Below are 25,938 nucleotides of genomic sequence, written 5' to 3'. Positions count from 1 at the left end.
ACGACGAACGCACCGTCCGGGCGGACTGGTCTTCTGCCGATTCTACAAGACGGGCATCCCTCTTCCCGCGCACGATTGGCCGCGTATCCGGGCGCCTTCGTTGTCAGCACGCCCGGCACTGGCTAGAATGGCGGGCGGTTCGCCGCCACGGCGCGCCTTGCGCGGCCAAACGGTCTTTTCGATTCCCCATTCGTCGCTTTGTCCCGACGCTTCCCATGCCCCAAGCACCCACCCCGCCGCAATCGCAGTCGCAGCCACCGCGCGCGCCGATCCGCCTGAGCGCCCAGGTGTTGACCTGCGTCGTGTTTTGCCTGGTCGCGCTCCTGATTATTTTCGTGGCACAGGAGGAACCGCAGTCCGTGTTGCGCGGGCCGCTGGCGACGGGTGCGCAACTGCTGGTCGGCCTCGGCCTGGCGGTCCTGGCGGCGCTGGGTTCGTATGTCAGTTTCCGGATGACCTCGCAGTCCGAGGCGACCCGCAACACCATCACGGCCTACGGGCGGCTGGATTTGTCAGGCTTCAATCCGGTCTGGATCAGCCTGGCCGCGGCGATCGGCGAAGAACTGCTGTTCCGGGCGGCGCTGCAGCCGCTGCTGGGGGTGTGGATCACCTCGGCGATCTTCCTGGTAACCCACACGCCGGTGTACCAGTTCCGCAGGCGCGATGGGGCGACGCTGGTGCAGGCGGCGGGGGTGTTCGGGGCCAGTGTCGCGCTCGGGTTCATCTACCAGTATGCGGGCTTGCTGGCGGCAGTGATGATGCATGCGGCGCTCGACGTGGTCGGGCTGTATGTCGTGCGCAATGCATTGCGCGCGAATACCTAGGTTCCCAGGCGGCCGGCCGGCGCTCGCTTATTTACTCAGCAAACGCATCGCCCGTTCCAGGCCCTCGAGCGTGACCGGGAACATGCGGTTGTTCATGATCTGGCGGATCACCGAGATCGACTGCCGGTATTGCCAGAGATGTTCCGGCTCCGGATTGAGCCAGGCGAACTTGGGAAAGGCCTTGCAGAAGCGCGCCAGCCATTCGGCGCCGGCTTCCTCGTTGTTGTACTCGACCGAGCCGCCCGGCGCCAGCACTTCATAGGGGCTCATGGTGGCGTCGCCGACGAAGATGATGCGGGTGTCGGGCGGGTATTTGCGCAGCACGTCCCAGGTATCGAAGCGCTCGGCGTGGCGGCGCCGGTTGTTCTTCCACAGGTAGTCGTAGATGCAATTGTGGAAGTAGTAGAACTCCATGTTCTTGAATTCGCTCTTCGCCGCCGAAAACAACTCCTCGGCGCGCTCGATATGGTCGTCCATGCTGCCGCCCACGTCGAGCAGCATCACCACCTTGATCCGGTTCTTGCGCTCGGGCTGCATGCGGATGTCGAGGTAGCCGGCATTGCTGGCTGTCGCGCGCACCGTCTCGTCGAGCGCGAATTCATCGGCCGCGCCGGTGCGGGCGAAACGGCGCAGGCGGCGCAATGCCACCTTGATGTTGCGGGTGCCCAGTTCGCGCTCGTCGTCGTAATCCTTGTACGCGCGCTGCTCCCAGACCTTGACGGCGCTGCGATTGCGGCCGGCGCCGCCGATGCGGATGCCTTCCGGGTTGGCGCCGCCATGGCCGAAGGGCGAGGTGCCGCCGGTGCCGATCCACTTGCTGCCGCCTTCGTGGCGCTCTTTCTGTTCCTTGAGCAGCTCGTTGAGGCGGTCCATCAGCTTCTCGTAGCCGAATTTTTCCAGCGCCGCCTTCTGTTCGGGCGTCAGTTCGCGCTCCATGCGCTTGATCAGCCAGTCGAGCGGGATCTCGCCTTTCGTCGTGTCGAACACGGCGTCGATGCCCTTGAAATGGCTGCCGAAGGCGCGGTCGAACCTGTCGAAATGGGCCTCGTCCTTGACCATCACCAGGCGCGCCAGATAATAAAACTCGTCGAGCGAGGGGGCGATCACGCTCTTTTGCAGCGCTTCGAGCAGGGTCAGGAATTCCTTGATCGAGACCGGGACCCTGGCATGACGCAGCGCGAAGAAAAAATCGATCAGCATGTGGTCAAGGCGCGGCGTGGCGGGTCAGTGGAAAGGGCAGGCGGGGCTCGACGTCCGGATGGCTGCGCCGGACGCAGCCGGCGCCCGTGGCTCATCGGTTCATCCTCGACATCGACAGCAGGCGCTCGAACAGGTGCACGTCCTGCTCGTTTTTCAGCAGGGCGCCATGCAGCGGCGGCACGAGCGCCTTGTTGTCGCCGCCGGCGAGGGCTTCGGCCGGGATATCCTCGGCCATCAGGAGCTTGAGCCAGTCGAGGAATTCCGAGGTCGACGGCTTCTTCTTGATGCCGGGGATGTCGCGCACCGCGTAAAAACGCTCGAGCGCGGCGCCGAGGAGCGCCTGTTTCAGGCGCGGGTAGTGCACCTGCACGATGTCGGCCATCGTCTCGCGGTCCGGGAACTTGATGTAGTGGAAAAAGCAGCGGCGCAGGAAGGCGTCCGGCAATTCCTTCTCGTTGTTCGAGGTAATGATCACCAAGGGACGGTGCCTGGCCACGACCATTTCGCGCGTCTCGTAGACGTAGAACTCCATGCGGTCGAGTTCACGCAGCAAGTCGTTCGGAAATTCGATGTCGGCCTTGTCGATCTCGTCGATGAGCAGCACCACCGGTTCCGGCGCCGTGAAGGCTTGCCACAGCACGCCCTTGACGATGTAGTTGTGGATGTCGCGCACGCGCTCGTCGCCCAGCTGCGAATCGCGCAGGCGCGAGACGGCGTCGTACTCGTACAGGCCTTGCTGGGCCTTGGTGGTCGATTTGACGTGCCACTGCATCAGCGGCATGTCCAGCGCCGCCGCCACTTCCTCGGCCAGCATGGTCTTGCCGGTGCCCGGCTCGCCCTTGATGAGCAGGGGACGCTGCAGCGTCAGGGCGGCATTCACGGCCAGCTTCAGGTCGTCGGTGGCGACATAGCGCTCGGTGCCTTCGAAACGGTGTTGGGCTTGCATACGCGTCAATCGGAAAGAGGGAAATGGCGAGTATATGCCAGAACGCCGGGCATGGCGTTGCTACCACGGCAGGGGCGCACGAGGTTGGTAGACTGCAACCTTTTGTTGGGCTAGAATCAACAGGTTAGTATTCATATAGCACTCCAGGCTGGCTTTTTGTACGGTAGCGGTATTCGATTAAAAATATTTTGCGATTCCCACCATGAAAAAACTTTTGGCAGTACTCGTTCTGGGCGCCTGCGCCGCTGCTGTTACGTCGACAGCGGCGCTTGCCGCCGAGGTCGTCGGCAATCCGAAGGCCGCGCAGAGCAAGGTCGAGATGTGCATCGGTTGCCACGGCATTCCCGGCTATAAGGCCAGCTTCCCCGAGGTCTACCCGGTGCCGATGATCGGCGGCCAGTCGGCCAGGTACATCGAATCGGCGCTGCACGCCTACAAGAAGGGCGAGCGCAAGCATCCGTCGATGCGCGGCGTCGCCGCCAGCCTGTCGGACCAGGACATCGCCGATGTCGCCGCCTATTATGCGCAGCAGACCGCCCAGAACCCGAAATAAGAAAGCCGACGCCATGAAAACACTGATCATCGCGCTGGCCCTCGGCGCCGTTTCCTTCACTGCCTCCGCGGCCGACATCAAGCGCGGCGAAGAGCTGGCCAAGAAGTACAACTGCGCGTCCTGCCACGGCGCCGACTACAACACGCCGATCGACCCGAGCTATCCGAAGCTGGCCGGCCAGCATGCCGACTACCTGAAGCATGCGCTGTCGGCCTACAAGCGCGGCGGCGACAAGGCCAACGGCCGCAGCAACCCGATCATGGCCGGCTTCGCCAAGCCGCTGTCGAACCAGGACATGGCCGACATCGGCGCCTACCTGGCCAGCCTGCCGTCGCAGCTGGTGGTGCGCAAGTAAGGCGGCGACGCAGGCGACATGATACGAAAAGGCGGCCTCGGCCGCCTTTTTTGTATCATTTTATCAAGGTGTCATCAACGGGCCGCGCGCCGCCGCACGCAGTCGATATACGCCTCGGTATCGGGCGGCATGCCGTTTCTCTGCGATGTCCAGATCATCTCGCCCAGGCATTCCATGATCTCGTGGTGGGCCTCGTGTGCGCCGATGCGCGCCGCCAGCAGGTCGTGCGCGGCCTTGATGCCGCGCGGCTGGTCGATCGAGACCTGTTCGGCGATCGACAGGTGCATCGACAGGTGCAGGAAAGGATTGGCCTGGCCGGCTTCGACCGAATAGTCGCGCGCGACGGCGGCCTCGGCGTCGGCCAGGGCGTCGTGGTATTCGGGGTGCTGGACGATCCAGTCGGCGGCGATGGCGTCCATCGGCGTCAGGATCTCGCCGGCGCGCTGCTTGCGCAGGGCTTCGCAGAAGAAGCGGCGCACGTCGTGCGAGGAGGGCGTGAACATGGGAAGAAGGCCGGACGTTGAAGTGGCCGCCATTGTAGCGCGCCGCGCCCGCGACCGCATGTGCCGCGGCGAGAGGATGCCAGGGCGAAAAAAAGCAGGCCCGCCACCTGGGTGGCGGGCCTGCTTTCCGGCCCATTGCGTTTACTTGTCCGGCGCCAGCATCAACTGCGGTTCGGCGATGATGAGCGGCGTTTTCGCAGCCGGTTGGCTGGCCGCGGCCGCGCTGCTGGTACGCGGCTGGCGCAGGTAGCGCGCGCTGTGGCGGCGCTCGCCATGTCCGCCGTTGGGCGGGATGGTGAGAAACCGCGACAGCTCCTGCAAGGCCCGCTGGTAGACGTCGCGCTTGAACTCGATGACCACGTCCAGCGGAACCCAGTAGTCGTGCCAGCGCCAGGCGTCGAACTCCGGATGGTCGGTCAGGCGCAGGTTCACGTCGTTGTCGCGCGCAACCATGCGCAACAGGAACCAGATCTGCTTCTGGCCGCGGTAATGGCCGCGGATCTCGCGCTTGATGAAATGGTCGGGCACCTCATAGCGCAGCCAGTCGCGGGTACGCCCCACGATCCTGACATGCTCCTGGCGCAAACCGATTTCCTCCTCGAGCTCGCGGTACATCGCCTGTTCCGGCGTCTCGCCGTATTTGATACCCCCTTGCGGAAATTGCCATGAGTGCTCGCGCACCCGCTTGCCCCACCACACCTCGTTATTGGCGTTAAGCAGGATGATGCCGACGTTGGGGCGGAACCCTTCCCGATCGAGCATAAAGCACCTCGAAACTTTCTGCCGGCTTCTGGTCCCTTACATTTTTACTTACAAATCCACACGTCAGCTTCCCTCGTGCACGACGAAAACGGCGGACGCTGCGTGTTCCGGACCCATTTGTACAAAGATTGGACGCATCAGCCAGCTAATCCTTTAAAATTAGGTCGATTATAACTCTCTCTTTTTAAAAGAATTCATCGATATGCGCGCCTCACGATTTTTTATTTCAACGCTCAAGGAAGCGCCGTCCGATGCCGAGATCGTCAGTCACCAGCTGATGATGCGCGCCGGGATGATCAAGCGTCTGGGTTCCGGCATCTATACGTACATGCCCACCGGCCTGCGCGTCATCCGCAAGGTCGAGGCCATCATCCGTGAAGAAATGAACAAGTCGGGCGCCCTCGAACTCTTGATGCCGGTCGTCCAGCCGGCCGAGCTGTGGCAGGAAACGGGCCGCTGGGACAAGATGGGCGCCGAACTCATGCGCGTGAAAGACCGCCATGGCCGCGACTACGCGATCCAGCCGACGTCGGAGGAAGTCGTCACCGACGTCGTGCGCAGCGAGATCAAGTCCTACCGCCAGCTGCCCCTGAACTTCTATCACATCCAGACCAAGTTCCGCGACGAGCGCCGGCCGCGCTTCGGCCTGATGCGCGGGCGCGAGTTCACGATGAAGGATGCCTATTCGTTCGACCGCGACGTCGCCGGCATGCAGAAGTCCTACGGGGTCATGTTCGACGCCTACGTGCGCATTTTCAACCGCTTCGGCCTGAAGTTCCGCGCCGTCGCCGCCGATAACGGCGCCATCGGCGGCACCGGTTCGCACGAATTCCACGTCATCGCCAGCACCGGCGAAGACGCGCTGGTCTACTGCCCGAGCTCGGATTTCGCGGCCAACATGGAAGCGGCCGAGGCGCTGGCCATCGGGACGCGCGGCGCGGCCGCGCAAGCGATGGAAAAAGTGCCGACGCCCGGCAAGACCAAGTGCGACAGCGTGGCCGAACTGCTGGGCCTGCCGCTGTCGCGGACGGTGAAGACGATCGCGCTGACGGTCGAAAAGGAAGAAGAGGGCAAGGTTTCCAAGCAGTACTTCATGCTGCTGCTGCGTGGCGACCATGAGCTCAACGAAGTCAAGGTCGGCAAGGTGGCGGGCCTGGCCGGCCACCGGTTCTCGACCGAAGCCGAGATCGAGGAAGTCTACGGCACCGTGCCGGGCTATCTCGGTCCGGTCGCGCCGCGGCTGCCGGTCACCGTCGTTGCCGACCGCACCGCCGCCAACATGGCAGACTTCGTCTGCGGGGCGAACGAGCGCGACTACCACTTGACGGGCGTGAACTGGGGCCGCGACCTGCCCGAGCCGGTCGTGGCCGACCTGCGCAACGTGGTCGAGGGCGACGCTTCGCCCGACGGCAAGGGCGTGCTGGCGATCGAGCGCGGCATCGAAGTGGGCCACGTGTTCCAGCTCGGCACGGCCTACTCGGCGTCGATGGGGGCGACCTTCCTCGACGAGAACGGCAAGCCGGCGCCGCTGCAGATGGGCTGCTACGGCATCGGCGTGACCCGCATCCTGGGCGCGGCGATCGAGCAGAACTTCGACGACAAGGGCATCGTCTGGCCGGACGCGCTGGCGCCCTTCGAGCTCGTGCTGTGCCCGATGGGCATGGACCGCAGCGAAGCCGTCAAGACGCAGGCCGAGCAGCTCTACGCCGAGCTGAAGGCAGCCGGCGTGGACGTGATCGTCGACGACCGCGGCCTGCGTCCGGGCGCGATGTTCGCCGACTGGGAACTGATCGGCGTGCCGCACCGCGTCGTCATCGGCGAGCGCGGCCTGAAGGAAGGCAAGCTCGAATACCAGGGCCGCCGCGACGCCGCGGCCACCGCCGTGCCGGTGGCCGAGATGGTCGGCTTCATCAAGGGCAAGCTGGGCCGGTGATGTCCGCTGGCTTCGGCAGCCGCGCCGGCTCCTGGCTGGGCGGCATCGTACTCGCGGCCGCGCTGGCCGCGGGCACGGGTGCGCACGCCGGTAACCAGAAGGAAGAGGCGATGGCCGACGCCGTGCGCGTCGCGCTGTCGAACGCCATCGCCGATACCCGTCCGCCGAAACCGGCCTTTCGCGACGAGGCGGCGCGCGTGCGCTACCAGCAGTGGTTCACCGAAATGTCGGCGCGCCTGAAAAAGCGCTTGCCGGACGACCAGTCGCGCACCGAGTTCCTCGAGTCCGCCTGGTACGAATCGACCCGCGCCGGACTCGATCCGGGCCTGGTGCTGGGGCTGATCCAGGTCGAATCGGCCTACCGCAAGTACGCGGTCTCGATCGCCGGCGCGCGCGGCTACATGCAAGTGATGCCGTTCTGGACCAAGGTCATCGGCGACAGCGACCGCCGCAAGCTCTTCCACATGCAGACCAACCTGCGCTACGGCTGCTCGATCCTGCGCATGTACATCGACATGGAGCGCGGCAACCTGTACCTGGCGCTGGGGCGCTACAACGGCAGCCGCGGCAGGCCGCAGTATCCGAACGCGGTGCTGGCGGCGTGGAAGAAATGGGAGTTCAGTCCGGTGGCGGTGGCGTCGCGCTAGGGCCGGCGCCGGCCCCGCGGCAGCCCGCCATGCCGGGCGCACCACGGCCCCGCTTTGCGGTGTAGACTCGTCGTTTTCTCCGCTCCACACTCCACTATGCGAATCAAGACTCTCGCCGCCGCGTGCATGCTGGCGGCGCTCGCCGGTTGCGCCTCGACCGGCCCGGCCACCGTCCCGCGTGCCGCCGTCGACGGACAGGCCAGGAACATCATTTTCCTCCTCGGCGACGGCATGGGCATCAACACGCTCACCGCCGCCCGCATCTACGCCGTTGGCGAAGACGGCGAGCTGGCGCTCGACACGCTGCCCGAGTCGGCCTTCGTGAAGACGTTCTCGAACGACGCCCAGGTCACCGACAGCGCCGCGGCGATGTCGGCCTACATGACCGGCGTAAAACCGAACAACGGCGTGCTGTCGATGTCGGCCGACACCCTGGCGGTCGCGCCGGCCGTCGAGGGCACGCGCAGCGTCAGCCGCTGCAACAACGGCCGCGCGGTGCCGACCCTGCTGGAACTGGCGAAGGCACGCGGCATGGCCGCCGGCGTCGTCACCACCACCAGCGTCACCGACGCCACGCCGGCCGCCACCTACGCCCACGCCTGCACCCGCAGGCTCGAGCAGGACATCGCCGCCGCGCTGGTGCCGGGCGGTGCCGGCTACAACAAGGCCCTCGGCGGCGCCGGCCTGGACCTGGTGTTCGGCGGCGGCGCCCAGCAGTTCACGGCGAGCGCCGCGGGCGGCAAGCGCGCCGACGGCCGCAACCTGCTCGGCGAACTGCAAGCGAGGGGCTGGCGCGTCGCGTCGAACACGGCGCAGCTGCAGGCGCTGGCCCCGACCGCGCAGCCGGCCATCGGCCTGTTCGCCCAGCACCACTTCGCCTACGAGGCCGCGCGCGACCCGGCGCGGCAGCCGCTGCTGTCGGAGATGACGGCCAAGGCGATCGACATCCTGGCCAACAATCCGAAGGGCTTCTTCCTGATGGTCGAGGGCGGCCTGATCGACCACGCGCTGCACGCCACGCTCGCCAAGCGCGCGCTGCAGGAGACGGTCGGCTACGACGCCGCCGTCAAGACCGCGCTCGACAAGATGAACAAGATCGATCCGGGCCTGAAGAACACCCTGATCGTCGCCACCGCCGACCACGACCACACCTTGCTGATCAACGGCTATTCGCCGCGCACCGGCAAGACCACGCCGGCCAATGCCGGGGTGCTGGGCCTGGTACGCAGCCTGCCGGACGGAAAAGTCCGTCTCGACAAGGATGGCGCGCCGTTCACGATCCTCGGGTTCGGCACGGGCGAGCACCGCATCCAGGGCAGCCGCAAGGGCGTGACGCTGACCGACGACATCGCCGCCGGCGACGGCTACCACCAGGAAGCCGTGGTGCGCACGCGCGCCGGGGCCGAGACCCACGGCGGCACCGACGTCTACCTGGGCGCCGCCGGCGCCGGTGCCGAACTGTTTCGCGGGACGATCGACAATACCCGCGTTTTCGACCTGATCAAGACCGCGGCGGGCCTGTGAAGCACGCCGCCAGAAAGCATCCGATGACCCGCATTCCATTGACCGCGCTGCTGCTGGCAGCGTGCTGCAGCTTCGCCGTCCAGGCCGCGCCCGCCGTCCCGGCCGCCAGGCCGCAGGCGAAGAACATCCTCTTCTTCCTCGGCGACGGCATGGGCCCGACCACGATCACCGCCGCCCGCATTTTCAAGGCCGGCGAGGACGGCCTGCTCGACTTCGAGCGCCTCGACCGCACCGCGCGCATCAAGACTTATTCGGCCGACGCGCAGGTGACCGACAGCGCGCCCTCGATGGGCGCCTACATGACCGGCGTGAAGATCAATAACGACGTCGTTTCGCTGAAGGACGCCAGGCCTGTCGCGCCTGGCAAGGACGCCAACGGCAACTTGAGCATCGACCGCTGCGGCGCCGGCAACGGCAGCGCGCCGCCGACGATCCTGGAATTGGCCAAGGCGGCCGGCAAGTCGGTCGGCGCCGTCACCAACACCGAACTGACGCATGCCACGCCGGCGGCGACCTTCGCGCACGTCTGCGACCGCGACATGGCCTATGCCATCGCGCAGCAGGTCGTGCCCGGCGGCGCCGGCTTCAATACGCGCCTCGGCGACGGCGTCGACGTGCTGATGGGAGGAGGGCGCAACCACTTCACGTCCTTCGACGCGAAGCGCAACCCGAAGGGCCGCGGCGACGGGCGCGACCTGGTGGCCGAACTCGAACGGCAAGGCTATTTCATCGCCGGCACGCGTGCCGACATGGCCTCCAGCCGTCCGGGCCGGAAATTGCTCGGCCTGTTCAGCGCCGAGGGCCACCTCGATTACGCGGCCAGGCGCCATCCCGAGCAGCCGACGCTGGCCGAGATGACGGCCAAGGCGATCGAGCTGCTGTCGGCCAATCCGAAGGGCTTCTTCCTGATGGTCGAAGGCGGCAGGATCGACCACGCGCTGCACGACACGAACGCGCGCAACGCCATGCGCGAGACGGTGGCCTTCGACGAAGCGGTCCAGACCGCGCTCGCGCGCATGCGCGCCATCGACCCGGGCCTGGACAACACCCTGGTCGTCGTCACCGCCGACCACGACCACACGATGGTCATGAACGGCTACCCGAGGCGCGGCAACCCGGTGCTCGACATCGTGCGCGGTTACGCCGACGGCGAACCGGCCCGCGACGCCGACGGCAAGACGTATACGACACTCGTCTTCGGCAACGGCCCGAACCGCCCGGACCTGCGCCTCGATGTCGACAGCGCCCAGGCGCTGGCGCCGGACTACCGCCAGGAGGCGGGCGTGAAATGGTCGAGCGAGTCGCACGGCGGCGGCGACGTCAAGCTCCATGCGGCAGGGGCCGGCTCGGCGCCGTTTCGCGGGACGATCGAGAATACGCAGGTGTTCACGCTGATGAAGGCGGCGTTCGGGTTGTAGGGAGGATGCGGGCGGCGCCAGGTAGGCGGCCACCCGGCCTGCCGCACGCCCATAAAACAAAAGCCCCGGTCTTGCGAGCGGGGCTTTTCAACGTTCGGCCAGGAGCCAGGTATTCTTATTTCAGGTGGTTCGAAATGAGTTTGGTCATTTCGAACATCGAGACTTGGGCCTTGCCACCGAAAACGGCCTTGAGCTTGTCGTCGGCATTGATCATCTGGCGGTTGTCGGCAGCTTGCAGGTCCGCTTTCTTGATGTATTCCCAGACTTTCTTCGTCACTTCGGTGCGTGGCAGCGGCTTGTTGCCGACCACTGCAGCCAGTTCGGCCGACGGCGTCAGCTCTTTCATGAACGCTGCATTCGGCTTGCGTGCTGCGGCCGGTTTCTTTGCTGCCGCGGCTTTCGGGGCTGCTGCCTTGGCAGGAGCTGCCGCCTTCTTCGCTGCAGGCTTGGCCGCGGCGGCCGGTTTGGCGGCTGCCTTCTTTGCCGGCGCTGCTGGGGATTTCTTGGCTGTTGCCATCTTCGAGCCTCCTAAACGAACAATATTGGAAATTGCGCTATACATCGCACAGCTTATATTGGTGGCGTTTTACTGTTCCTGCAAGTCTTTTTCGCCATTTTTTCACTCTGACAAGCCCAAAAAACAGGGAATATTCGTAACTCTTCTTCATAGAGTGAAAAAGCGCCGGAAAACGCGATAAAAAACGCCGCGCCGCCGTTGTGGCGGACGCGGCGTTCCAAGCGAACAAAAGGGTCCGGAAACGGCGCAGGCCTTAACGCATCCCGCCCGGCATCATCCCCTTCATTCCCCGCATCATCTTCATCAGGCCGCCGCCCTTCAGCTTTTTCATCATCGTCTGCATCTGGTCGTACTGCGTCAGCATGCGATTGACTTCCTGCACCTGCACGCCGGCGCCGGCGGCGATGCGGCGCTTGCGGTTGGCCTTGATCAGCTCCGGCTTGGCGCGCTCCAGCGGCGTCATCGAATCGATGATGCCGCACATGCGCTTGACCTGCTTCTCGGCCTGGTCCATGTTGGCGCCCGCCGCGGCTTGCTGGAACTGCGCCGGCAGCTTGTCCAGCAGTCCCGACATGCCGCCCATCTTCTTCATCTGCGCCAACTGCGACTTGAAATCGTTCATGTCGAAGCGCCCGCCCGCCTTGATCTTGCTGGCCATGTCGGCGGCGGCTTTCTCGTCGACGCCCTTGCGCGCCTCTTCGACCAGCGCCAGGATGTCGCCCATGCCCAGCACGCGGCTGGCCATGCGGGTCGGATCGAAGGCCTCCAGGCCATCGAGCTTCTCGGACACGCCGGCGAACTTGATCGGCTTGCCGGTCACGTGGCGCACCGACAGGGCCGCGCCGCCGCGTGAATCGCCATCGAGCTTGGTCAGCACGATGCCCGTTAGCGGCAGCGCGTCGTTGAAGGCCTTGGCCGTGTTGATCGCATCCTGGCCCAGCATGGCATCGACCACGAACAGGGTTTCGATCGGCTTGACGGCGCCGTGGACGGCCCTGATCTCCTGCATCATCGCTTCGTCGATACCGAGGCGGCCGGCGGTGTCGATGATCAGGACGTCGTGGTAGTGCTTCCTGGCCCAGTCGAGCGCGGCCAGCGCGATGTCGACCGGCTTGTCGGTCGAGGTCGACGGGAAGAAGTCGGCGCCGACCTGTTTGGTCACCGATTCGAGCTGGGCGATCGCGGCGGGACGGTAGACGTCGGCCGAGACGGTCAAGACCTTTTTCTTCTTCTGTTCCTTCAGGTACTTGGCCAGCTTGCCAACGGTCGTGGTTTTACCCACGCCCTGCAGGCCGGCCATCAGGATGATCGCCGGCGGCTGCTGCGCGAACGACAGCTGGGTCGCTTCGGGACCGAGGTCGGCGCCCATCAGGGCCGCCATCTCGCGCTGGACCACGCCGACCAGGGCCTGGCCCGGGCTGAGCGAACCGATGACTTCTTCGCCCAGCGCTTTTTCCTTGACCTTGGCAATGAATTCGCGCACCGCCGGCAGAGCCACGTCGGCCTCGAGCAGGGCCATGCGCACTTCGCGCAGCATCTCGGCGGTGTTGGCCTCGGTCAGACGGGCCTCGCCGCGCATCGTCTTGACGACCTTGGCAAGGCGTTGGGTAAGGTTATCTAGCATGTTCTACCTGACTATATGGAGGGACGGCATTCGGAATCCGCCATTTTACCCTGCGCCGGGGCGCCTGGCCGGGCAATGCGGTGCGCAAAATGCGAATTTTCAATTGCACCGCGCGCGGCCTGGCGCGCATCGCGAACGGGGAGGGGCGCTACGCCTGCCGCGGTCCAATAGTGTAGACTCGCGCTATGCAAAACACCCTCTTTTTTGCCGCTGCCATCCTGTACGCGGCTTGCGCCCTGCTGCCGCTGCGCCAGGGTGCCGTCATTTCCGGCGTCACCGCGCTGGCCTGGGCGGTGCACGGGGTCGCCCTGTGGAGCGACGCGTTCGCGCCGGGCAGCCTGCGCATCGGTTTCGCCATCATGCTCTCGGCCGCGCTGTGGGTCTCGGTGGCCGCCTACTGGTTTGAAAACCGCAACTTCGCGCTCGACGGCCTGCGCCGCCTGATCATGCCCTGCGCCTGCGCCGCCGCCCTGCTGCCGATGGTATTCCCGGGCTCGGTCATGGCGCTGCACGACCAGTCGAGCGCCTTCGGCTGGCACGTGGCCGTGGCCGTGCTGGCCTACAGCACGCTGACCATCGCCGCCTTCCACGCGGTGCTGATGGCGCTGCAGGAAACGCGCCTGCATGCGCGCACCGTGCCGTCCACGGGCGGCTGGTTCGGCGGCGCGCTCGACCAGCTGCCGGCCCTGCTGACGATGGAAAAGCTGCTGTTTCGCCTGATCTGGATCGGCTTTGTCCTGCTCAGCCTGACCGTGCTGTCGGGGGTCGTGTTCTCGGAACAGCTGTTCGGCCGGGCGCTGCGTTGGGACCACAAGAACGTGTTCGCGCTGCTGTCCTGGCTGTTGTTCGCCGCCTTGCTGGCCGGACGGCGCTGGCGCGGCTGGCGCGGCAAGACCGCGCTGCGCTTCACGCTGGCCGGGTTCGCGACGCTGGCGCTGGCCTATGTCGGCAGCCGTTTTGTACTGGAAGTGGTGCTGCACAGGGGGGGCGCATGAGCCGCGCAATATTCTGGATCCTGCTGGCCGTGCTGGTCTATTTCGCGGTGCGCGCGAAGCTGCGCGCCGCCGCCCGCGACAGCCGGATGCAGGTGCCGCCGCAGGGGCCGGGCACGGCGCCGCCGGTGGCCATCGAAAACATGACCAGCTGCGCCCACTGCGGCCTGCATTTCCCGGTTTCGGAAGCGGTGCACGCCGACGGGCGCGATTACTGCAGCCCGGCCCACGTGCGCCGGCCGCCGGCGCAGCTTTGAAGACGAGCTGGAAAGTACTCTCGACGCAGTCGCGCGCGACCTTCTGGCGCTCGCTGCAGGCGCTGACCGCCACCCGCATCGTGATCGCCCTGGTACTCATGCTGTACCTGGCCTTCGAGGTGCGCGACGGCGGCGTCCAGCCTGCGCCGGCCTATGCGCGCATCTGCCTCTTCTACCTCGGCGCCGCGTTCTGCTTCGGCGCGCTGACCCTGTTCTGGCGGCGCCGCTTCGCGCTCCAGCTGACCGCCCAGATCGCGCTCGACCTGGCCGTGATCTCGCTGCTCTACCTGGCCGCCGGCGGCGTGCGCAGCGGCCTGGGCATCCTCTACCTGTTTCCGCTGGCCGGCGCGGCCATCCTGGCGCCGCTGGTGCCGGCCCTGTTCTCGGCCGCGCTGGCCACCCTGTTCGTCCTCTCCGACGCTGCCTGGCGCTTCGTCATGCGCGAGGGCGAACCGGCCCTGATGCAGGCCGGGATGGTCGGCATCGCCTTTTTCGCCGTGGTCTGGCTGGTCAACCGGCTGGCGGCGCGCCTGATCGGCCAGGAAGAACTGGCGGCCCAGCGCGGCGTCGACCTGCAGGTGCAGCAGGCGATCAACGAGATCGTCATCGCCGACGTGGGCGACGGCGTGCTGGTGGTGGGCGGCGACGGCTGTATCCACACGGCCAATCCGGCTGCGCGGCGCATGCTCGGTATGGACGCGGCGGCCGGGTTGCAGCTCGACGGCCTGCCCGGCCTGGAACCGGTGGCGCACGCCTTTGCCGGCTGGATGGGCACGGCGGCCGCGCCGCCGACCCTGGCCGCGGTCGAGCCGGTGCCGGGCGAAGCCGGGCCCGATGCCGCTTATGTGATCCTCAAGCCCTACCAGGAAGCTGCGGTCGGCGAAGCCGGCCCGCGTGCCCGGCGCGACCAGCCGGCGCACCTGAAGCTGCGCTTTGCGCGCGTGGCCGGCGGCGGCGCGACGCCGGCGCGCAGCGTGATCTTCCTGCAGGACGTGAGCGCCATCGAAAACCAGGCGCAGCAACTGAAACTGGCGTCGATGGGCCGCCTGACGGCGAGCATCGCGCACGAGGTGCGCAACCCCTTGTCGGCGATCGGCCACGCCACGGCCTTGCTGGCCGAGGACCTGCACGGCAAGGCCGAAGTGCGTCTATTGAAAATTATCGGCGACAACGTGACGCGCGTGAACCGCATGGTCGAGGACATCCTGCAGCTCTCGCGCAAGGCCCAGCCGTATGCCGAGCCGGTGCAGCTGGCCGCCTTCCTGCTCGAACTCAAGAACGAGTTCTGCGAAACCCAGGCCTTGCCGGACGAGATGGTCTGGCTGGGCGGCGCCGGCGCGATCGAGGTGCGGTTCGACGCGCTGCACCTGCGCGAAGTGCTGGTCAATTTGCTGGGCAACGCGATCCGCTACGCCAGCCGCGCGCCCGCCAGCATCCGCATCTGGCCCGAGCTCGACGCTTTCGGTACACTCGAACTGCACGTGCAGGACGACGGCCCCGGCATCACGCCCGAGGTGCGCGCCCACCTGTTCGAGCCGTTCTACACGACCTCGAGCAAGGGCACCGGCCTGGGCCTGTACCTGGCGCGCGAGCTGTGCCTGAATAACGGCGCTAAACTCGATTACGAATCGCGTTTCAATGCAGGTTTGGAGCGCGCCGCGCCGGGGCCGCGCAAGGCCAGCGGCCGTTTCGTCATCACCTTCGCCCAGCCGGCGGCCGGCGGCGCGCAGGTTCAGCAAAGAGGTAGTCCATGAGTTCACCCCGCATCCTGGTCGTCGACGATGAAGCCGATTTGCGCGAGCTGCTCGAGATCACGCTCCTGAAGATGGGCCTGGACGTCGACTGCGCGGCCACGCTGCGCGAAGCGCGCCGCCTGGTCGAGGACAACGATTACGCCCTGGTGCTGACCGACATGCGCCTGCCCGACGGCCTGGGCCTGGAACTGGTGCGCGAAGTGTCGAGCGCCAGCAAGACCCCGATCGCCGTCATCACCGCCTTCGGCAGCGCCGAGAACGCGGTCATCGCGCTGAAGGCCGGCGCCTTCGATTACGTCTCGAAACCGGTGGTACTGGACGAATTGCGCGTGATGGTGCGCTCGGCGCTCAAGCTCTCCGACGGCAGCGGCGCGGCGGGCGCGGGCGCGGATACGGGCTCGCGCCTGATCGGCAATTCGCAGGCGATGCAGTCGCTGCGCGCCCAGATCGGGCGCCTGGCGCGCTCGATGGCGCCGATCGCGATCACCGGCGAATCCGGCGCCGGCAAGGAACTGGCCGCGCGCGAAATCCACGCCCAGAGTTCGCGCGCCTCGAAACCCTTCGTGGCCGTGAACTGCGGCGCCATTCCCGAAAACCTGATGGAGTCGGAATTCTTTGGCCACCGCAAGGGCGCTTTCACCGGGGCGGGGGAGGAGCGCGACGGCTTCTTCCAGGCGGCCAACGGCGGCACCCTGATGCTCGACGAGGTGGCCGACCTGCCGCTGGCCATGCAGGTGAAACTGCTGCGCGCGATCCAGGAGCGGCGCGTGCGCAAGATCGGCGCGACCGCCGAGGAGCCGGTCGATGTGCGCATCATCAGCGCCACCCACAAGGACCTGGCCAGGTGCGTCGAGCTCGGCGTGTTTCGCCAGGATCTGTTCTATCGCCTGAACGTGATCGAACTGGCGCTGCCGCCGCTGCGCGAGCGCCTGGACGATGTGCCGGTACTGGCCAGCGCCATCCTGGCGCGCCTGGCGGGCGCGGGCGGTGCTTGGCTCGGGCCCGGCGTGCTCGACGCCTTGCGTGCCTATTCCTTCCCCGGCAACGTGCGCGAGCTGGAAAACGTGCTCGAGCGCGCATTGGCCTTTGCCGACGACGGTGCGATCCAGGTCGAGGATCTCTCCTTGAAAGCGGCACGGGCGGACCCGCCGCCGGTGGCGGCCGTGCCGCCGGCCCCGCCGCCGATGGCCCCGGCCGCTTCTGCCGTGGCCGAACCGGCGGGACCCGGCCCGGCATCCTTGCCGAGCAACCTGCCGGCCTATCTGGAACAGGTCGAGCGCGACATCATCGGGCGCGCCTTGCAGCAGACCCAGTTCAACCGCACGAAGACCGCCGGCCTGCTCGGCATCAGCGTGCGCCAGCTGCGTTACCAGATGCAGAAACTCGATATCCAGGCCCCGGAGAATTAACGATGCCAAAACGCTTGCGTTACATGGTTCTCGCCATTGCGATTGTCGCCGCGCTCATGTGGATGAAGCACGAGCGCGATGCCGATGCCTGCCGCAAGGCGGGCGGGCAATGGGACGACGCGGCAAGTGCCTGCGTGCCGGCCGCGCCCGCGGGTGGCCGTCCGGCTTGACGCCGAACTTGTCGCATCTCAAAGCGCGGTCTTGTCAAAAAACGTTGCCTTTTCGCCAGTGCAAGATGACGCGCGTTGCACTGCTTTTGGGCAACACCGCGCCGCGCTGAACAAGCTTTAAGCAGCTGGTTAGTGCTCACTTACCGGCGATGGCGCATTCGGGGTTCAACAGCGCGATGTCAAGGGTCACGCGCACAAAAAAGCCCTGAAATTGAGAATTTAATCACTTGCGACTTGCGCTGACCAAGTACTACAATTAGTCCATTGTCAAACCAAGGCACTAGATCTAGTGGTAGCAGACTCAAGTATTCGCAATTTGGTGCTTGACACGGACAACAATAGCTCAACAGCTTCATATTTTTTTCAAGCAATTTAAATCCATCCGCGGCAACGTTTTCCGGCACCGTCCAACGGGCTGGCAGGGGTGGATTTTGCTTCGCATTTTTTCGTACATTTACTGGCTGCCCGTCCCGCGGGCGATCGACCGATAACCATAGGCGGCAGTCCGACTGCCCTTCCTGGAGGCCCCATGCAGACTTCTCAAGACATTTCCATCCACCCGCACGCGGCTCCGGGAACGGCTGACGGCGCGCAGAACGCGGCCGCACTGGCCGCGCGCGCCGACTACCGCATCCTGCGCCGCAACGGCGCCGTCGTGCCCTTCGAGCCGACCAAGATCTCGGTCGCGATGACCAAGGCATTCCTGGCGGTCGCCGGCGGCCAGGGCGCCGCCTCGGCCCGCATCCGCGAGCTGGTGGAAGCGCTGACCAACAACGTGGTGGCCGCCCTGATGCGCCGCCAGCCGAACGGCGGCACCTTCCACATCGAAGATGTGCAGGACCAGGTGGAACTGTCCTTGATGCGCTCGGGCGAACACGATGTCGCGCGCGCTTATGTCCTGTACCGCGCCAAGCAGATGGAAGAGCGCCGCCTGGCCAAGGAAGCCGCCGGCACGACGCAGGCGGCGGCGCCCCGGATCCACGTGCTCGACAACGGCCAGCGCCAGCCGCTCGACATGAACGCGGTGCGCGGCCTGGTCGATGCCGCCTGCGTCGGCCTGGAAAAGCACGTCGACGCCGATGCGATCGTCGCCGAGACCCTGAAAAACCTGTACGACGGCGTGCCGGTCGAAGAGCTGCACAAGTCGGCCATCCTGGCCGCGCGCGCGCTGATGGAAACCGATCCGGCCTACAGCCAGGTCACGGCCCGCATCCTGCTGCACACGATCCGCAAGGAAGTCTTCGGCAAGGAAGTCGCGCAAGCGAAAGCGGCCGCCGAATACATCACCTATTTCCCGCAATACATCGCCAAGGGCATCGCCAACGAACTCCTCGACGCTGAACTGGGCAACTACGACCTCGAGCGCCTGGCCAAGGCCCTGGTGGCCGACCGCGACCTGCAATTCGGCTATATCGGCCTGCAGACCCTGTACGACCGCTACTTCCTGCACGTGCGCGAAACCCGCATCGAAATGCCGCAGGCCTTCTACATGCGCGTGGCGATGGGCCTGGCCCTGCGCGAGGCGGACCGCGAAGCGCGCGCCATCGAGTTCTACCACCTGCTGTCGAGCTTTGATTTCATGAGCTCGACCCCGACCCTGTTCAACTCGGGCACGCGCCGCTCGCAGCTGTCGTCGTGCTACCTGACGACGGTGGGCGACGACCTCGAAGGCATCTACGACGCGATCAAGGAAAACGCGCTGCTGTCGAAGTTCGCCGGCGGCCTCGGTAACGACTGGACCCCGGTGCGCGCGCTCGGCTCGCGCATCAAGGGCACCAACGGCAAGTCGCAGGGCGTGGTGCCCTTCCTGAAAGTGGTCAACGACACGGCCGTGGCCGTGAACCAGGGCGGCAAGCGCAAGGGGGCAGTGTGTGCCTACCTGGAAACCTGGCACATGGACATCGAGGAATTCCTCGACCTGCGCAAGAACACCGGCGACGACCGCCGCCGCACCCACGACATGAACACGGCCAACTGGATTCCCGACCTGTTCATGAAGCGCGTGATGGAAAAGGGCTACTGGACCCTGTTCACCCCGAGCGAGACGCCGGACCTGCACGACCTGGTCGGCAAGGCCTTCGAGACCGCCTACACCGCGTATGAAGCGAAAGCCGAGCGCGGCGAGATGCTGGTCTTCAAGAAGATCGAAGCGCTCGACCTGTGGCGCAAGATGCTGTCGATGCTGTTCGAAACCGGCCACCCATGGATCACCTTCAAGGATCCGTGCAACATCCGTTCGCCGCAGCAGCACGTCGGCGTCGTGCACTCGTCGAACCTGTGCACCGAGATCACCCTCAATACCAGCGCCGACGAAATCGCGGTCTGCAACCTGGGTTCGATCAACATGCCGCAGCACATGAAGGGCGATGGCCTGGACCATGTGAAACTGCAAAAGACGATCCGCACGGCGATGCGCATGCTCGACAACGTCATCGACATCAACTACTACGCCGTCGACAAGGCCCGTAACTCGAACCTGCGCCACCGTCCGGTCGGCATGGGCATCATGGGGCACCAGGACTGCCTGCACATGATGCGCGTGCCGTTCGCGTCGGACAAAGCGGTGGAATTCGCCGACCGCTCGATGGAAGCGGTCTGCTACTTCGCCTACCTGGCCTCGACCGAGCTGGCCGAAGAGCGCGGCCGCTACGAGTCCTACAGCGGCTCGCTGTGGGACCGCGGCATCCTGCCGCAGGACTCGATCAAGCTGCTGGCGCAGGAGCGCGGCGGCTACCTCGAGCAGGATACGAGCGAGTCGATGGACTGGTCGCTGGTGCGCAACCGCATCAAGCAATTCGGCATGCGCAACTCGAACTGCGTGGCGATCGCCCCGACCGCGACGATTTCGAACATCATCGGCGTGTCGGCCTGCATCGAGCCGACCTTCCAGAACCTGTACGTGAAGTCGAACCTGTCGGGCGAATTCACCGAGATCAATTCTTACCTGGTGCGCGACCTGAAGGCGCGCGACCTGTGGGACGAAGTCATGATCGCCGACCTGAAGTATTTCGACGGTTCGCTGAGTAAAATCGACCGCGTGCCGCAAGACCTGCGCGACATCTACGCCACCGCCTTCGAAGTCGAGCCGAAGTGGCTGGTCGAGCAGGCCTCGCGCCGCCAGAAGTGGATCGACCAGGCCCAGTCGCTGAACATCTACATGGCCGGCGCCTCGGGCAAGAAGCTCGACGAGACCTACAAGCTGGCCTGGCTGCGCGGCCTGAAGACGACCTATTACCTGCGCACCATCGCGGCGACGCACATGGAGAAGTCGACCAGCCGTACCGGCGCGCTCAACGCGGTGTCGGTCTCGGGCGGCCTGACGGGCCACGCGGCACCGGCGGCGGCTTCCACGCCGGCCGCCGCGCCGGTGGCGGCGGCCGGCGAGGCCGACGGCGCGGCGTGCTACCTGCGTCCGGGCGATGCCGGTTTCGACGAATGCGAAGCCTGCCAATAAGTTGTCAATAAGCTGCCAATAAGTGCCAATAAGTGCCGATAAGCTGCCGACGAGCCGCTTGGTGAATGAAATGACGCCCGGCCCGCGCGCCGGGCGCTGCTGTCACAGAATAGAGAAGAGGAACCATCATGTTGTCATGGGACGATGAACCAACGGGCGCACAAGTTGCGCGTCCACCGCAAGCCGGCGACCTGCCGGAAACCGTCGATGCAGCCTCGGTCGCCAAGCGCGTCAATGCCGACGACAAGCGCATCATCAACGGCAAGACCGACGTCAACCAGCTCGTGCCCTTCAAGTACAAGTGGGCCTGGGACAAATACCTGGCCGGCTGCGCGAACCACTGGATGCCGCAGGAAGTGAACATGCAGCGCGATATCGAGCTGTGGAAGAGCCCGAACGGCTTGAGCGAGGACGAACGCCGCCTGGTCAAGCGCAACCTGGGCTTCTTCGTCACCGCCGACTCGCTGGCGGCGAACAACATCGTGCTGGGCACCTACCGCCACATCACGGCCCCGGAATGCCGCCAGTACCTGCTGCGCCAGGCCTTCGAAGAGGCGATCCACACCCACGCCTACCAGTACATCGTCGAGTCGCTCGGCCTGGACGAGCAGGAAATCTTCAATGCCTACAACGAAGTGGCCTCGATCCACGACAAGGACCAGTTCCTGATCCCGTTCATCGAGACCCTGACGGACCCGAAATTCGAGACCGGCACGCTGGAAAACGACCAGAAGCTGCTCAAGTCGATCATCGTCTTCGCCTGCCTGATGGAAGGCCTGTTCTTCTACGTCGGCTTCACCCAGATCCTGGCGCTCGGTCGCCAGAACAAGATGATGGGCGCCGCCGAGCAGTACCAGTACATCCTGCGCGACGAGTCGATGCACGTGAACTTCGGCATCGACCTGATCAACACGATCAAGATGGAAAACCCGCTGCTGTGGACTCCCGCCTTCCGCGAGGAGATCAAGGCGCTGTTCCTGCAGGCGGTCGACCTCGAATACCGCTACGCCGAAGACACCATGCCGCGCGGCGTGCTGGGCCTGAACGCCCCGATGTTCAAGGGTTACCTGCGCTTCATCGCGAATCGCCGCGCGGTGCAGATCGGCCTGGAGCCGCTGTTCCCGAACGAAGAGAACCCGTTCCCGTGGATGAGCGAGATGATCGACTTGAAGAAGGAACGTAACTTCTTCGAGACGCGCGTGACCGAGTACCAGACCGGCGGTGCGCTGAACTGGGATTGATTCCCGGCCGCTCCCTATCGATGCGAAGAGTGCCCGATGAGAAATCATCGGGCATTTTTTTTGATGTGCCAGGCAGGACGCATTCGGTTGGAGGCGAAACCCTTTACCTTTCCCCCACAAGGGAGAGCAGCCGCCGGATCCGGCCGGCCGCTGGTTCAGCGAGCGCCTGGAAGCCATGTACATCGCGGGAAGCCTGATGGAATCAGGCGCGCTTTGAAATGGAGCGGCGCGGTCCGGGCCGCGGTTCCGGTTGCGGATTTGTTGTAGTCGTAGTGAAGGAACGAATTTACTTGTGCACGGGTTGCGGAGTGACAAGGTTTTCGTGTACTTTACGTGATTGAATTTGTCAAAACGTGAACATGGATTTTTTCGCATGCTCGCGGGCAAAGGAAACCGATTGAATAAGAGAGTCTCGACACCACGCGCGGCGCCAATAAAATGCGGCGCGGCGCATCGTCCGGGACTGTCGTAATGGGACGCTGATCAAGCCAGCATGCACATAAGCGTAACGAAAAGAACAAGCCGCACTGCCTGATCGTATTCAGGCAAGGCGGCTTTTTCTTTTCGTGCTCGTAAGGGCAGCGATGTGAAAGCGCAGCTAAGTAATGGGTGAGTGTCCCGACGTCATCCGCTGAAGCGCTGCAATGGTGAGGAGTTGCAGCAGTTCAGCTGGTGCCGGATTCATTGGCAGCTACCGGAAACGGTGCTGCCGATGAATAACCCGCCTGGCCATCCGGGACGGACGGGTTTCAACCTTGTAGCGTATTTTCTCATCGCAGAGAAGGAGAACGAAATGGCAACAGCCGCGAAGAAACCAGCAGCAAAACCGGCAGCGAAATCCGCCGCCGCAGACAAGCCGGCCGCGAAATCGGCAGCCAAGAGCGCAGCGAAAGCACCGGCCAAGGCCGCTGCCAAGCCTGCAGCCAAGGCGGCGACCAAGCCGGCAGCGAAGGCTGCATCGAAGGCGCCGGCGAAAGCCGCTGCCAAGTCGGCAGCGAAACCGGCAGCGAAGGCTGCGTCGAAGGCACCGGCAAAATCGGCGGCGAAAACCGCTGCCAAGCCGGCGGCGAAGAAAGCGGCAGCCAAGCCGGCTGCGAAGAAAGCGGCAGCCAAGCCGGCTGCGAAGAAAGCGGCAGCCAAGCCGGCTGCGAAGAAGTCCGCTGCCAAGCCGGCGGCGAAGAAAGCGGCCGCCAAGCCGGTAGCGAAAGCCGCCGCGACCAGGTCGGCAGCCAAGCCGGCTGCGAAGAAGTCCGCAGCGAAAGCGCCGGCAAAGGCCGCCGCCAAATCGGCAGCGAAACCAGCAGCGAAAGCAGCATCGAAGGCGCCGGCAAAAGCCGCAGCCAAGACCGCTGCCAAGCCGGCTGCAAGGAAGACCGCAGCCGCCAAGCCGGTCGCCAGGTCGGCGGCCAAGTCGGCTGCCAAGCCAGCCGCCAAAGGCGCAGCCAAGTCGGCCGCCAAGCCGGTAGCGAAAGCCGCCGCAAGCAAGTCGGCAGCAAAAGCGCCGGCGAAGACCGCAGCCAAGTCGGCAGCCAGGTCGGCCTCGAAGGGTCCGGCCAAGGCACCGGCCAAGACCGCAGCCAAGAGCGCCGCCAAGACCTCGGCCAAGACCGCCTCGAAGGCGCCAGCCAAGTCGCCGGCCAAGAGCGCAGCCAAGGCACCGGCCAAGGCCGCCGCCAAGAGTGCCATGAAGGCGCCGGCCAAGTCAGCCGCCAAGACTGCCACCCCAGCTCCAGCCAAGGCTGCAGCTACCAAGACCGCCGCCAAGCCAGCAGCGACCAAGACCACCACGCCGGCACCTGCCAAGGCAGCCGCTACCAAAGCCGCCGCGGCAGCGCCGGTCAAGGCGGTTGCGGCCAAGCCGGCCGCGAAGCCAGCCGCCAAGGCCGAAGCCAAGCCGGAAGCGATGAAGGCCGAAGCCAAGCCCGAAGCCGCGAAAGCCGAAGCCAAGCCCGAAGCGATGAAGGCCGAAGCGAAGCCGGAAGCCAAGGGCGACAAGGCCGAAGCCAAGCCGGCAGTGTCGGCAACGGCGGCAGCACCGGCCGTGGCCGCGGTGAAGGCGGAGGCCAAGCCGGCAGCGAAGAAGGCTGCGGCGAACAAGCCGGCTGCCAAGGAAGGGCAAGCCAAGCCCGCGCAGGAAGCGGGCGAAGCCAAGCCGGCTGCGCCGGCGCCGGCCGCCAAGACCGTGCTGGCACCAGCGGCTGCCTGGCCGTTCCCCACCAGCAGCCGTCCGTAACGGCAAGTGGTGCCCGCTTAGGGCAAAATACCGCTGTGTGAGACTGTCACACAGCGGTTTTTTTATTTCAAGGAGTTGTCGTGCTGCCCATTCTTCAGTTGATCGTCGATACCGTTGCCACTGTGCTGGGGGCAGTGCTCCTGTTGCGGTTCTGGATGCAGGCCATCCGCGTGCGTCCGCCGGCATCGGTGGCGCAGTTTACCTTCACGCTGAGCGATTGGCTGGTCAAACCGCTGCGCCGGATCGTACCGGGAGCGGGCGGCTACGACTGGGCCAGCCTGATCGGCGCCTTCGTGGTGGTGCTGCTGGCGACCTCGGTGCTGTTCATCGTCGGGGCATCGGCCGAGCAGGTGTTCCTGATGGCGCTGGGGCGCTTCGTGAAGTGGATCATCTACGGCTTCATCGCGCTCCTGATCATCGAGGCGATCTTCAGCTGGGTCAATCCGCATGCGCCGCTGGCGCCCTTCGTGCATGCGCTGAACGATCCGCTGCTTAGGCCGGTCCGCAAGGTGGTGCCGCCGATCGGCGGGCTGGACCTGTCGGTGCTGGTGGCGGTGCTGCTGCTGCAGATTGCCTTGTATTTGTTGAGGCTGGTCGTGCCGGTTTGACGGCTGGTACGGATGTGAAAATGGGCAGCGTCGGCTGCCCATTTTTTTTTGGCGCGCCGGCCGGTATTACTTGAAGCGGTAGCCGAAGGCGGTTTCGAATCTGTCGGCGATCTCTTGCGCGGTGAAGCTGTGGTTCTGGCCGCCCTGGTGGGCGATCTTGATGGAGCCGAGCAGGCTGGCCAGGCGGCCGGTCGTGTTCCAGTCGTAGCCTTGCGCGATGCCGAATAGGAGGCCGGCGCGGTAAGCGTCGCCGCAACCGGTCGGGTCGACCACGGCGGCGGCCGGGACGGCCGGAATGTCGTGGCGCTCGCCGCCGGCATAGATCTCGGAACCCTTTTCGCCGCGCGTGACGATCAGCGCGTCCAGGCGCGCTGCGATCTGGGCCAGCGACAGGCCGGTGCGGTCCATCACCATCTCGAATTCATAGTCGTTCGCGGCCAGGTAGGTGGCTTGCTCGATGAAGGTGAGCAGTTCTTCGCCGCTGAACATCGGCAGCTGCTGGCCCGGGTCGAACATGAAGGGCAGGCCCTGGGCGGCGCAGTCGCGCGCGTGCTTGAGCATGCCGTCGCGGCCGTCGGGCGCGATGATCGCCACGCGCAGCGGGCCCTGGCCGGCCACGCTGTTCTCGTGCGAGAACTGCATCGCGCCTGGGTGGAAGGCGTTGATCTGGTTGTTGTCCTGGTCGGCGGTGACGAAGCATTGCGCGGTGTAGGCGTCCTCGATCGTCTTGATGGCGCGCGTCTCGATGCCGAAGTTGCGCAGGCGCTCGAGGTAGTCGCCGCCGTCCTGGCCGATGGTCGCCATGATCAAGGGATCGCCGCCCAGCAGCTTCAGGGTGTAGGCGATGTTGGCCGAGCAGCCGCCGTATTCGGTGCGCAGGGTCGGCACCAGGAAGGAGACGTTCACGCGGTGCAGCTGGTCGGCCAGCAGCGTTTCGGCGAAGCGGCCGTGGTACTGCATGATCTTGTCGAACGCGAGCGATCCGCAGATCAGGATAGGTTGGGTCATGGGGGA

Annotated in this window: 24 protein-coding genes; 16 read left to right on the top strand and 8 right to left on the bottom strand. The window is 65.4% G+C overall.

Annotated features, from left to right (window positions below; genetic code table 11):
- Positions 1–215 precede the first annotated feature (215 nt).
- Complete coding sequence (locus ACFPOU_RS09845; protein ID WP_379720029.1) at positions 216–824, top strand: CPBP family intramembrane glutamic endopeptidase; 609 nt, start codon at positions 216–218, stop codon at positions 822–824.
- Positions 825–851: 27 nt separating this feature from the next.
- Here the strand turns inward: ACFPOU_RS09845 and ACFPOU_RS09840 are convergent, their stop codons facing one another.
- A complete protein-coding gene (locus ACFPOU_RS09840) occupies positions 852–2,024 on the bottom strand; it encodes a vWA domain-containing protein (protein WP_379720026.1) in 1,173 nt (390 codons plus the stop codon).
- A 91-nt stretch (positions 2,025–2,115) separates the two neighbouring features.
- The gene (locus ACFPOU_RS09835) at positions 2,116–2,970 is read right to left on the bottom strand and encodes an AAA family ATPase (protein WP_379720023.1); all 855 of its coding nucleotides are present in this window, start codon (positions 2,968–2,970) and stop codon (positions 2,116–2,118) included.
- A 202-nt stretch (positions 2,971–3,172) separates the two neighbouring features.
- Between ACFPOU_RS09835 and ACFPOU_RS09830 the strand changes: the two genes are divergently transcribed.
- Together ACFPOU_RS09830 and ACFPOU_RS09825 are read left to right on the top strand one after the other, a co-directional pair.
- Entirely contained in the window at positions 3,173–3,523 is a 351-nt protein-coding gene (locus tag ACFPOU_RS09830) for a c-type cytochrome (RefSeq protein WP_379720020.1), read from the top strand.
- 13 nt (positions 3,524–3,536) lie between these two features.
- Positions 3,537–3,878 carry a c-type cytochrome gene (locus tag ACFPOU_RS09825; protein WP_379720017.1) on the top strand — a complete coding sequence of 114 codons (342 nt, stop codon included), beginning with the start codon at positions 3,537–3,539 and terminating at the stop codon, positions 3,876–3,878.
- Positions 3,879–3,952: 74 nt separating this feature from the next.
- On the opposite strand, the gene ACFPOU_RS09820 is transcribed toward ACFPOU_RS09825, so the two are convergent.
- Positions 3,953–4,381, bottom strand: coding sequence for a DUF1841 family protein (locus ACFPOU_RS09820; protein WP_379720014.1), 429 nt, complete (start codon positions 4,379–4,381; stop codon positions 3,953–3,955).
- Between the two features lie 141 nt (positions 4,382–4,522).
- Positions 4,523–5,143 (bottom strand): RNA pyrophosphohydrolase, encoded by a 621-nt coding sequence (locus ACFPOU_RS09815; protein WP_379720011.1) that lies wholly within the window; start codon positions 5,141–5,143, stop codon positions 4,523–4,525.
- Between the two features lie 202 nt (positions 5,144–5,345).
- Between ACFPOU_RS09815 and ACFPOU_RS09810 the strand changes: the two genes are divergently transcribed.
- From ACFPOU_RS09810 to ACFPOU_RS09795, 4 genes are all read left to right on the top strand, one after another.
- Positions 5,346–7,076, top strand: coding sequence for a proline--tRNA ligase (locus ACFPOU_RS09810; protein ID WP_379720008.1), 1,731 nt, complete (start codon positions 5,346–5,348; stop codon positions 7,074–7,076).
- Positions 7,076–7,723, top strand: a complete 648-nt coding sequence (locus ACFPOU_RS09805; RefSeq protein ID WP_379720006.1) for a lytic transglycosylase domain-containing protein — start codon at positions 7,076–7,078, stop codon at positions 7,721–7,723. Before ACFPOU_RS09810 ends, ACFPOU_RS09805 begins: the two co-directional genes overlap by 1 nt.
- A 96-nt stretch (positions 7,724–7,819) precedes the next feature.
- Positions 7,820–9,247: an alkaline phosphatase gene (locus ACFPOU_RS09800; RefSeq protein WP_379720003.1), complete on the top strand. Its 1,428-nt coding sequence runs from the start codon at positions 7,820–7,822 to the stop codon at positions 9,245–9,247.
- A 23-nt stretch (positions 9,248–9,270) separates the two neighbouring features.
- Complete coding sequence (locus ACFPOU_RS09795; RefSeq protein WP_379720000.1) at positions 9,271–10,665, top strand: alkaline phosphatase; 1,395 nt, start codon at positions 9,271–9,273, stop codon at positions 10,663–10,665.
- Positions 10,666–10,780: 115 nt separating this feature from the next.
- Here the strand turns inward: ACFPOU_RS09795 and ACFPOU_RS09790 are convergent, their stop codons facing one another.
- Both ACFPOU_RS09790 and ffh read right to left on the bottom strand, forming a co-directional pair.
- Positions 10,781–11,182: an SWIB/MDM2 domain-containing protein gene (locus tag ACFPOU_RS09790; RefSeq protein WP_136221207.1), complete on the bottom strand. Its 402-nt coding sequence runs from the start codon at positions 11,180–11,182 to the stop codon at positions 10,781–10,783.
- A 253-nt stretch (positions 11,183–11,435) separates the two neighbouring features.
- Positions 11,436–12,806 carry a signal recognition particle protein gene (gene ffh, locus ACFPOU_RS09785; RefSeq protein WP_379719997.1) on the bottom strand — a complete coding sequence of 457 codons (1,371 nt, stop codon included), beginning with the start codon at positions 12,804–12,806 and terminating at the stop codon, positions 11,436–11,438.
- Between the two features lie 185 nt (positions 12,807–12,991).
- Between ffh and ACFPOU_RS09780 the strand changes: the two genes are divergently transcribed.
- The 7 genes from ACFPOU_RS09780 (at position 12,992) to ACFPOU_RS09750 (ending at position 22,083) form a co-directional block, all read left to right on the top strand.
- On the top strand, positions 12,992–13,801 hold the full coding sequence (locus tag ACFPOU_RS09780) for a cytochrome C assembly family protein (RefSeq protein WP_379719994.1): 810 nt from the start codon (positions 12,992–12,994) through the stop codon (positions 13,799–13,801).
- Positions 13,798–14,055, top strand: coding sequence for a PP0621 family protein (locus ACFPOU_RS09775; RefSeq protein ID WP_379719991.1), 258 nt, complete (start codon positions 13,798–13,800; stop codon positions 14,053–14,055). Before ACFPOU_RS09780 ends, ACFPOU_RS09775 begins: the two co-directional genes overlap by 4 nt.
- Positions 14,052–15,809: a sensor histidine kinase gene (locus tag ACFPOU_RS09770; protein WP_379719988.1), complete on the top strand. Its 1,758-nt coding sequence runs from the start codon at positions 14,052–14,054 to the stop codon at positions 15,807–15,809. The genes ACFPOU_RS09775 and ACFPOU_RS09770 overlap by 4 nt, the downstream gene beginning before the upstream one ends.
- Complete coding sequence (locus ACFPOU_RS09765; RefSeq protein WP_379719985.1) at positions 15,806–17,218, top strand: sigma-54-dependent transcriptional regulator; 1,413 nt, start codon at positions 15,806–15,808, stop codon at positions 17,216–17,218. Before ACFPOU_RS09770 ends, ACFPOU_RS09765 begins: the two co-directional genes overlap by 4 nt.
- A 2-nt stretch (positions 17,219–17,220) precedes the next feature.
- A complete protein-coding gene (locus ACFPOU_RS09760; protein WP_379719982.1) occupies positions 17,221–17,388 on the top strand; it encodes a hypothetical protein in 168 nt (55 codons plus the stop codon).
- A 529-nt stretch (positions 17,389–17,917) separates the two neighbouring features.
- Positions 17,918–20,842 (top strand): ribonucleoside-diphosphate reductase subunit alpha, encoded by a 2,925-nt coding sequence (locus tag ACFPOU_RS09755; protein WP_379719979.1) that lies wholly within the window; start codon positions 17,918–17,920, stop codon positions 20,840–20,842.
- Positions 20,843–20,970: 128 nt separating this feature from the next.
- A complete protein-coding gene (locus tag ACFPOU_RS09750; RefSeq protein ID WP_379719976.1) occupies positions 20,971–22,083 on the top strand; it encodes a ribonucleotide-diphosphate reductase subunit beta in 1,113 nt (370 codons plus the stop codon).
- A 681-nt stretch (positions 22,084–22,764) separates the two neighbouring features.
- Here the strand turns inward: ACFPOU_RS09750 and ACFPOU_RS09745 are convergent.
- Complete coding sequence (locus ACFPOU_RS09745) at positions 22,765–23,784, bottom strand: hypothetical protein (RefSeq protein WP_379719973.1); 1,020 nt, start codon at positions 23,782–23,784, stop codon at positions 22,765–22,767.
- On the opposite strand from ACFPOU_RS09745, the gene ACFPOU_RS09740 reads away from it, so the two are divergent.
- The gene (locus tag ACFPOU_RS09740) at positions 23,768–24,316 is read left to right on the top strand and encodes a histone (RefSeq protein ID WP_379719970.1); all 549 of its coding nucleotides are present in this window, start codon (positions 23,768–23,770) and stop codon (positions 24,314–24,316) included. The two genes, ACFPOU_RS09745 and ACFPOU_RS09740, sit on opposite strands and share 17 nt — an antisense overlap.
- Before the next feature lie 80 nt (positions 24,317–24,396).
- Positions 24,397–24,924, top strand: a complete 528-nt coding sequence (locus tag ACFPOU_RS09735) for a YggT family protein (RefSeq protein WP_379719967.1) — start codon at positions 24,397–24,399, stop codon at positions 24,922–24,924.
- A gap of 66 nt (positions 24,925–24,990) precedes the next feature.
- On the opposite strand, the gene ACFPOU_RS09730 is transcribed toward ACFPOU_RS09735, so the two are convergent.
- Complete coding sequence (locus ACFPOU_RS09730; RefSeq protein ID WP_379719964.1) at positions 24,991–25,932, bottom strand: carbohydrate kinase family protein; 942 nt, start codon at positions 25,930–25,932, stop codon at positions 24,991–24,993.
- Between the last annotated feature and the right edge of the window lie 6 nt (positions 25,933–25,938).

Source organism: Massilia jejuensis, from assembly GCF_042656795.1.
In the GTDB taxonomy this organism is placed as follows: domain Bacteria; phylum Pseudomonadota; class Gammaproteobacteria; order Burkholderiales; family Burkholderiaceae_D; genus Telluria; species Telluria jejuensis.
This window is presented reverse-complemented; position numbering and strand designations above follow the sequence as displayed.

Bases quoted from the DNA above. Each gene is read 5' to 3' on its own strand.
- ACFPOU_RS09845 (WP_379720029.1), top strand. From the start codon at position 216: ATGCCCCAAGCACCCACCCCGCCGCAATCGCAGTCGCAGCCACCGCGC.
- ACFPOU_RS09840 (WP_379720026.1), bottom strand. From the start codon at position 2,024: ATGCTGATCGATTTTTTCTTCGCGCTGCGTCATGCCAGGGTCCCGGTC.
- ACFPOU_RS09835 (WP_379720023.1), bottom strand. From the start codon at position 2,970: ATGCAAGCCCAACACCGTTTCGAAGGCACCGAGCGCTATGTCGCCACC.
- ACFPOU_RS09830 (WP_379720020.1), top strand. From the start codon at position 3,173: ATGAAAAAACTTTTGGCAGTACTCGTTCTGGGCGCCTGCGCCGCTGCT.
- ACFPOU_RS09825 (WP_379720017.1), top strand. From the start codon at position 3,537: ATGAAAACACTGATCATCGCGCTGGCCCTCGGCGCCGTTTCCTTCACT.
- ACFPOU_RS09820 (WP_379720014.1), bottom strand. From the start codon at position 4,381: ATGTTCACGCCCTCCTCGCACGACGTGCGCCGCTTCTTCTGCGAAGCC.
- ACFPOU_RS09815 (WP_379720011.1), bottom strand. From the start codon at position 5,143: ATGCTCGATCGGGAAGGGTTCCGCCCCAACGTCGGCATCATCCTGCTT.
- ACFPOU_RS09810 (WP_379720008.1), top strand. From the start codon at position 5,346: ATGCGCGCCTCACGATTTTTTATTTCAACGCTCAAGGAAGCGCCGTCC.
- ACFPOU_RS09805 (WP_379720006.1), top strand. From the start codon at position 7,076: ATGTCCGCTGGCTTCGGCAGCCGCGCCGGCTCCTGGCTGGGCGGCATC.
- ACFPOU_RS09800 (WP_379720003.1), top strand. From the start codon at position 7,820: ATGCGAATCAAGACTCTCGCCGCCGCGTGCATGCTGGCGGCGCTCGCC.
- ACFPOU_RS09795 (WP_379720000.1), top strand. From the start codon at position 9,271: ATGACCCGCATTCCATTGACCGCGCTGCTGCTGGCAGCGTGCTGCAGC.
- ACFPOU_RS09790 (WP_136221207.1), bottom strand. From the start codon at position 11,182: ATGGCAACAGCCAAGAAATCCCCAGCAGCGCCGGCAAAGAAGGCAGCC.
- ffh (WP_379719997.1), bottom strand. From the start codon at position 12,806: ATGCTAGATAACCTTACCCAACGCCTTGCCAAGGTCGTCAAGACGATG.
- ACFPOU_RS09780 (WP_379719994.1), top strand. From the start codon at position 12,992: ATGCAAAACACCCTCTTTTTTGCCGCTGCCATCCTGTACGCGGCTTGC.
- ACFPOU_RS09775 (WP_379719991.1), top strand. From the start codon at position 13,798: ATGAGCCGCGCAATATTCTGGATCCTGCTGGCCGTGCTGGTCTATTTC.
- ACFPOU_RS09765 (WP_379719985.1), top strand. From the start codon at position 15,806: ATGAGTTCACCCCGCATCCTGGTCGTCGACGATGAAGCCGATTTGCGC.
- ACFPOU_RS09760 (WP_379719982.1), top strand. From the start codon at position 17,221: ATGCCAAAACGCTTGCGTTACATGGTTCTCGCCATTGCGATTGTCGCC.
- ACFPOU_RS09755 (WP_379719979.1), top strand. From the start codon at position 17,918: ATGCAGACTTCTCAAGACATTTCCATCCACCCGCACGCGGCTCCGGGA.
- ACFPOU_RS09750 (WP_379719976.1), top strand. From the start codon at position 20,971: ATGTTGTCATGGGACGATGAACCAACGGGCGCACAAGTTGCGCGTCCA.
- ACFPOU_RS09740 (WP_379719970.1), top strand. From the start codon at position 23,768: ATGAAGGCGCCGGCCAAGTCAGCCGCCAAGACTGCCACCCCAGCTCCA.
- ACFPOU_RS09730 (WP_379719964.1), bottom strand. From the start codon at position 25,932: ATGACCCAACCTATCCTGATCTGCGGATCGCTCGCGTTCGACAAGATC.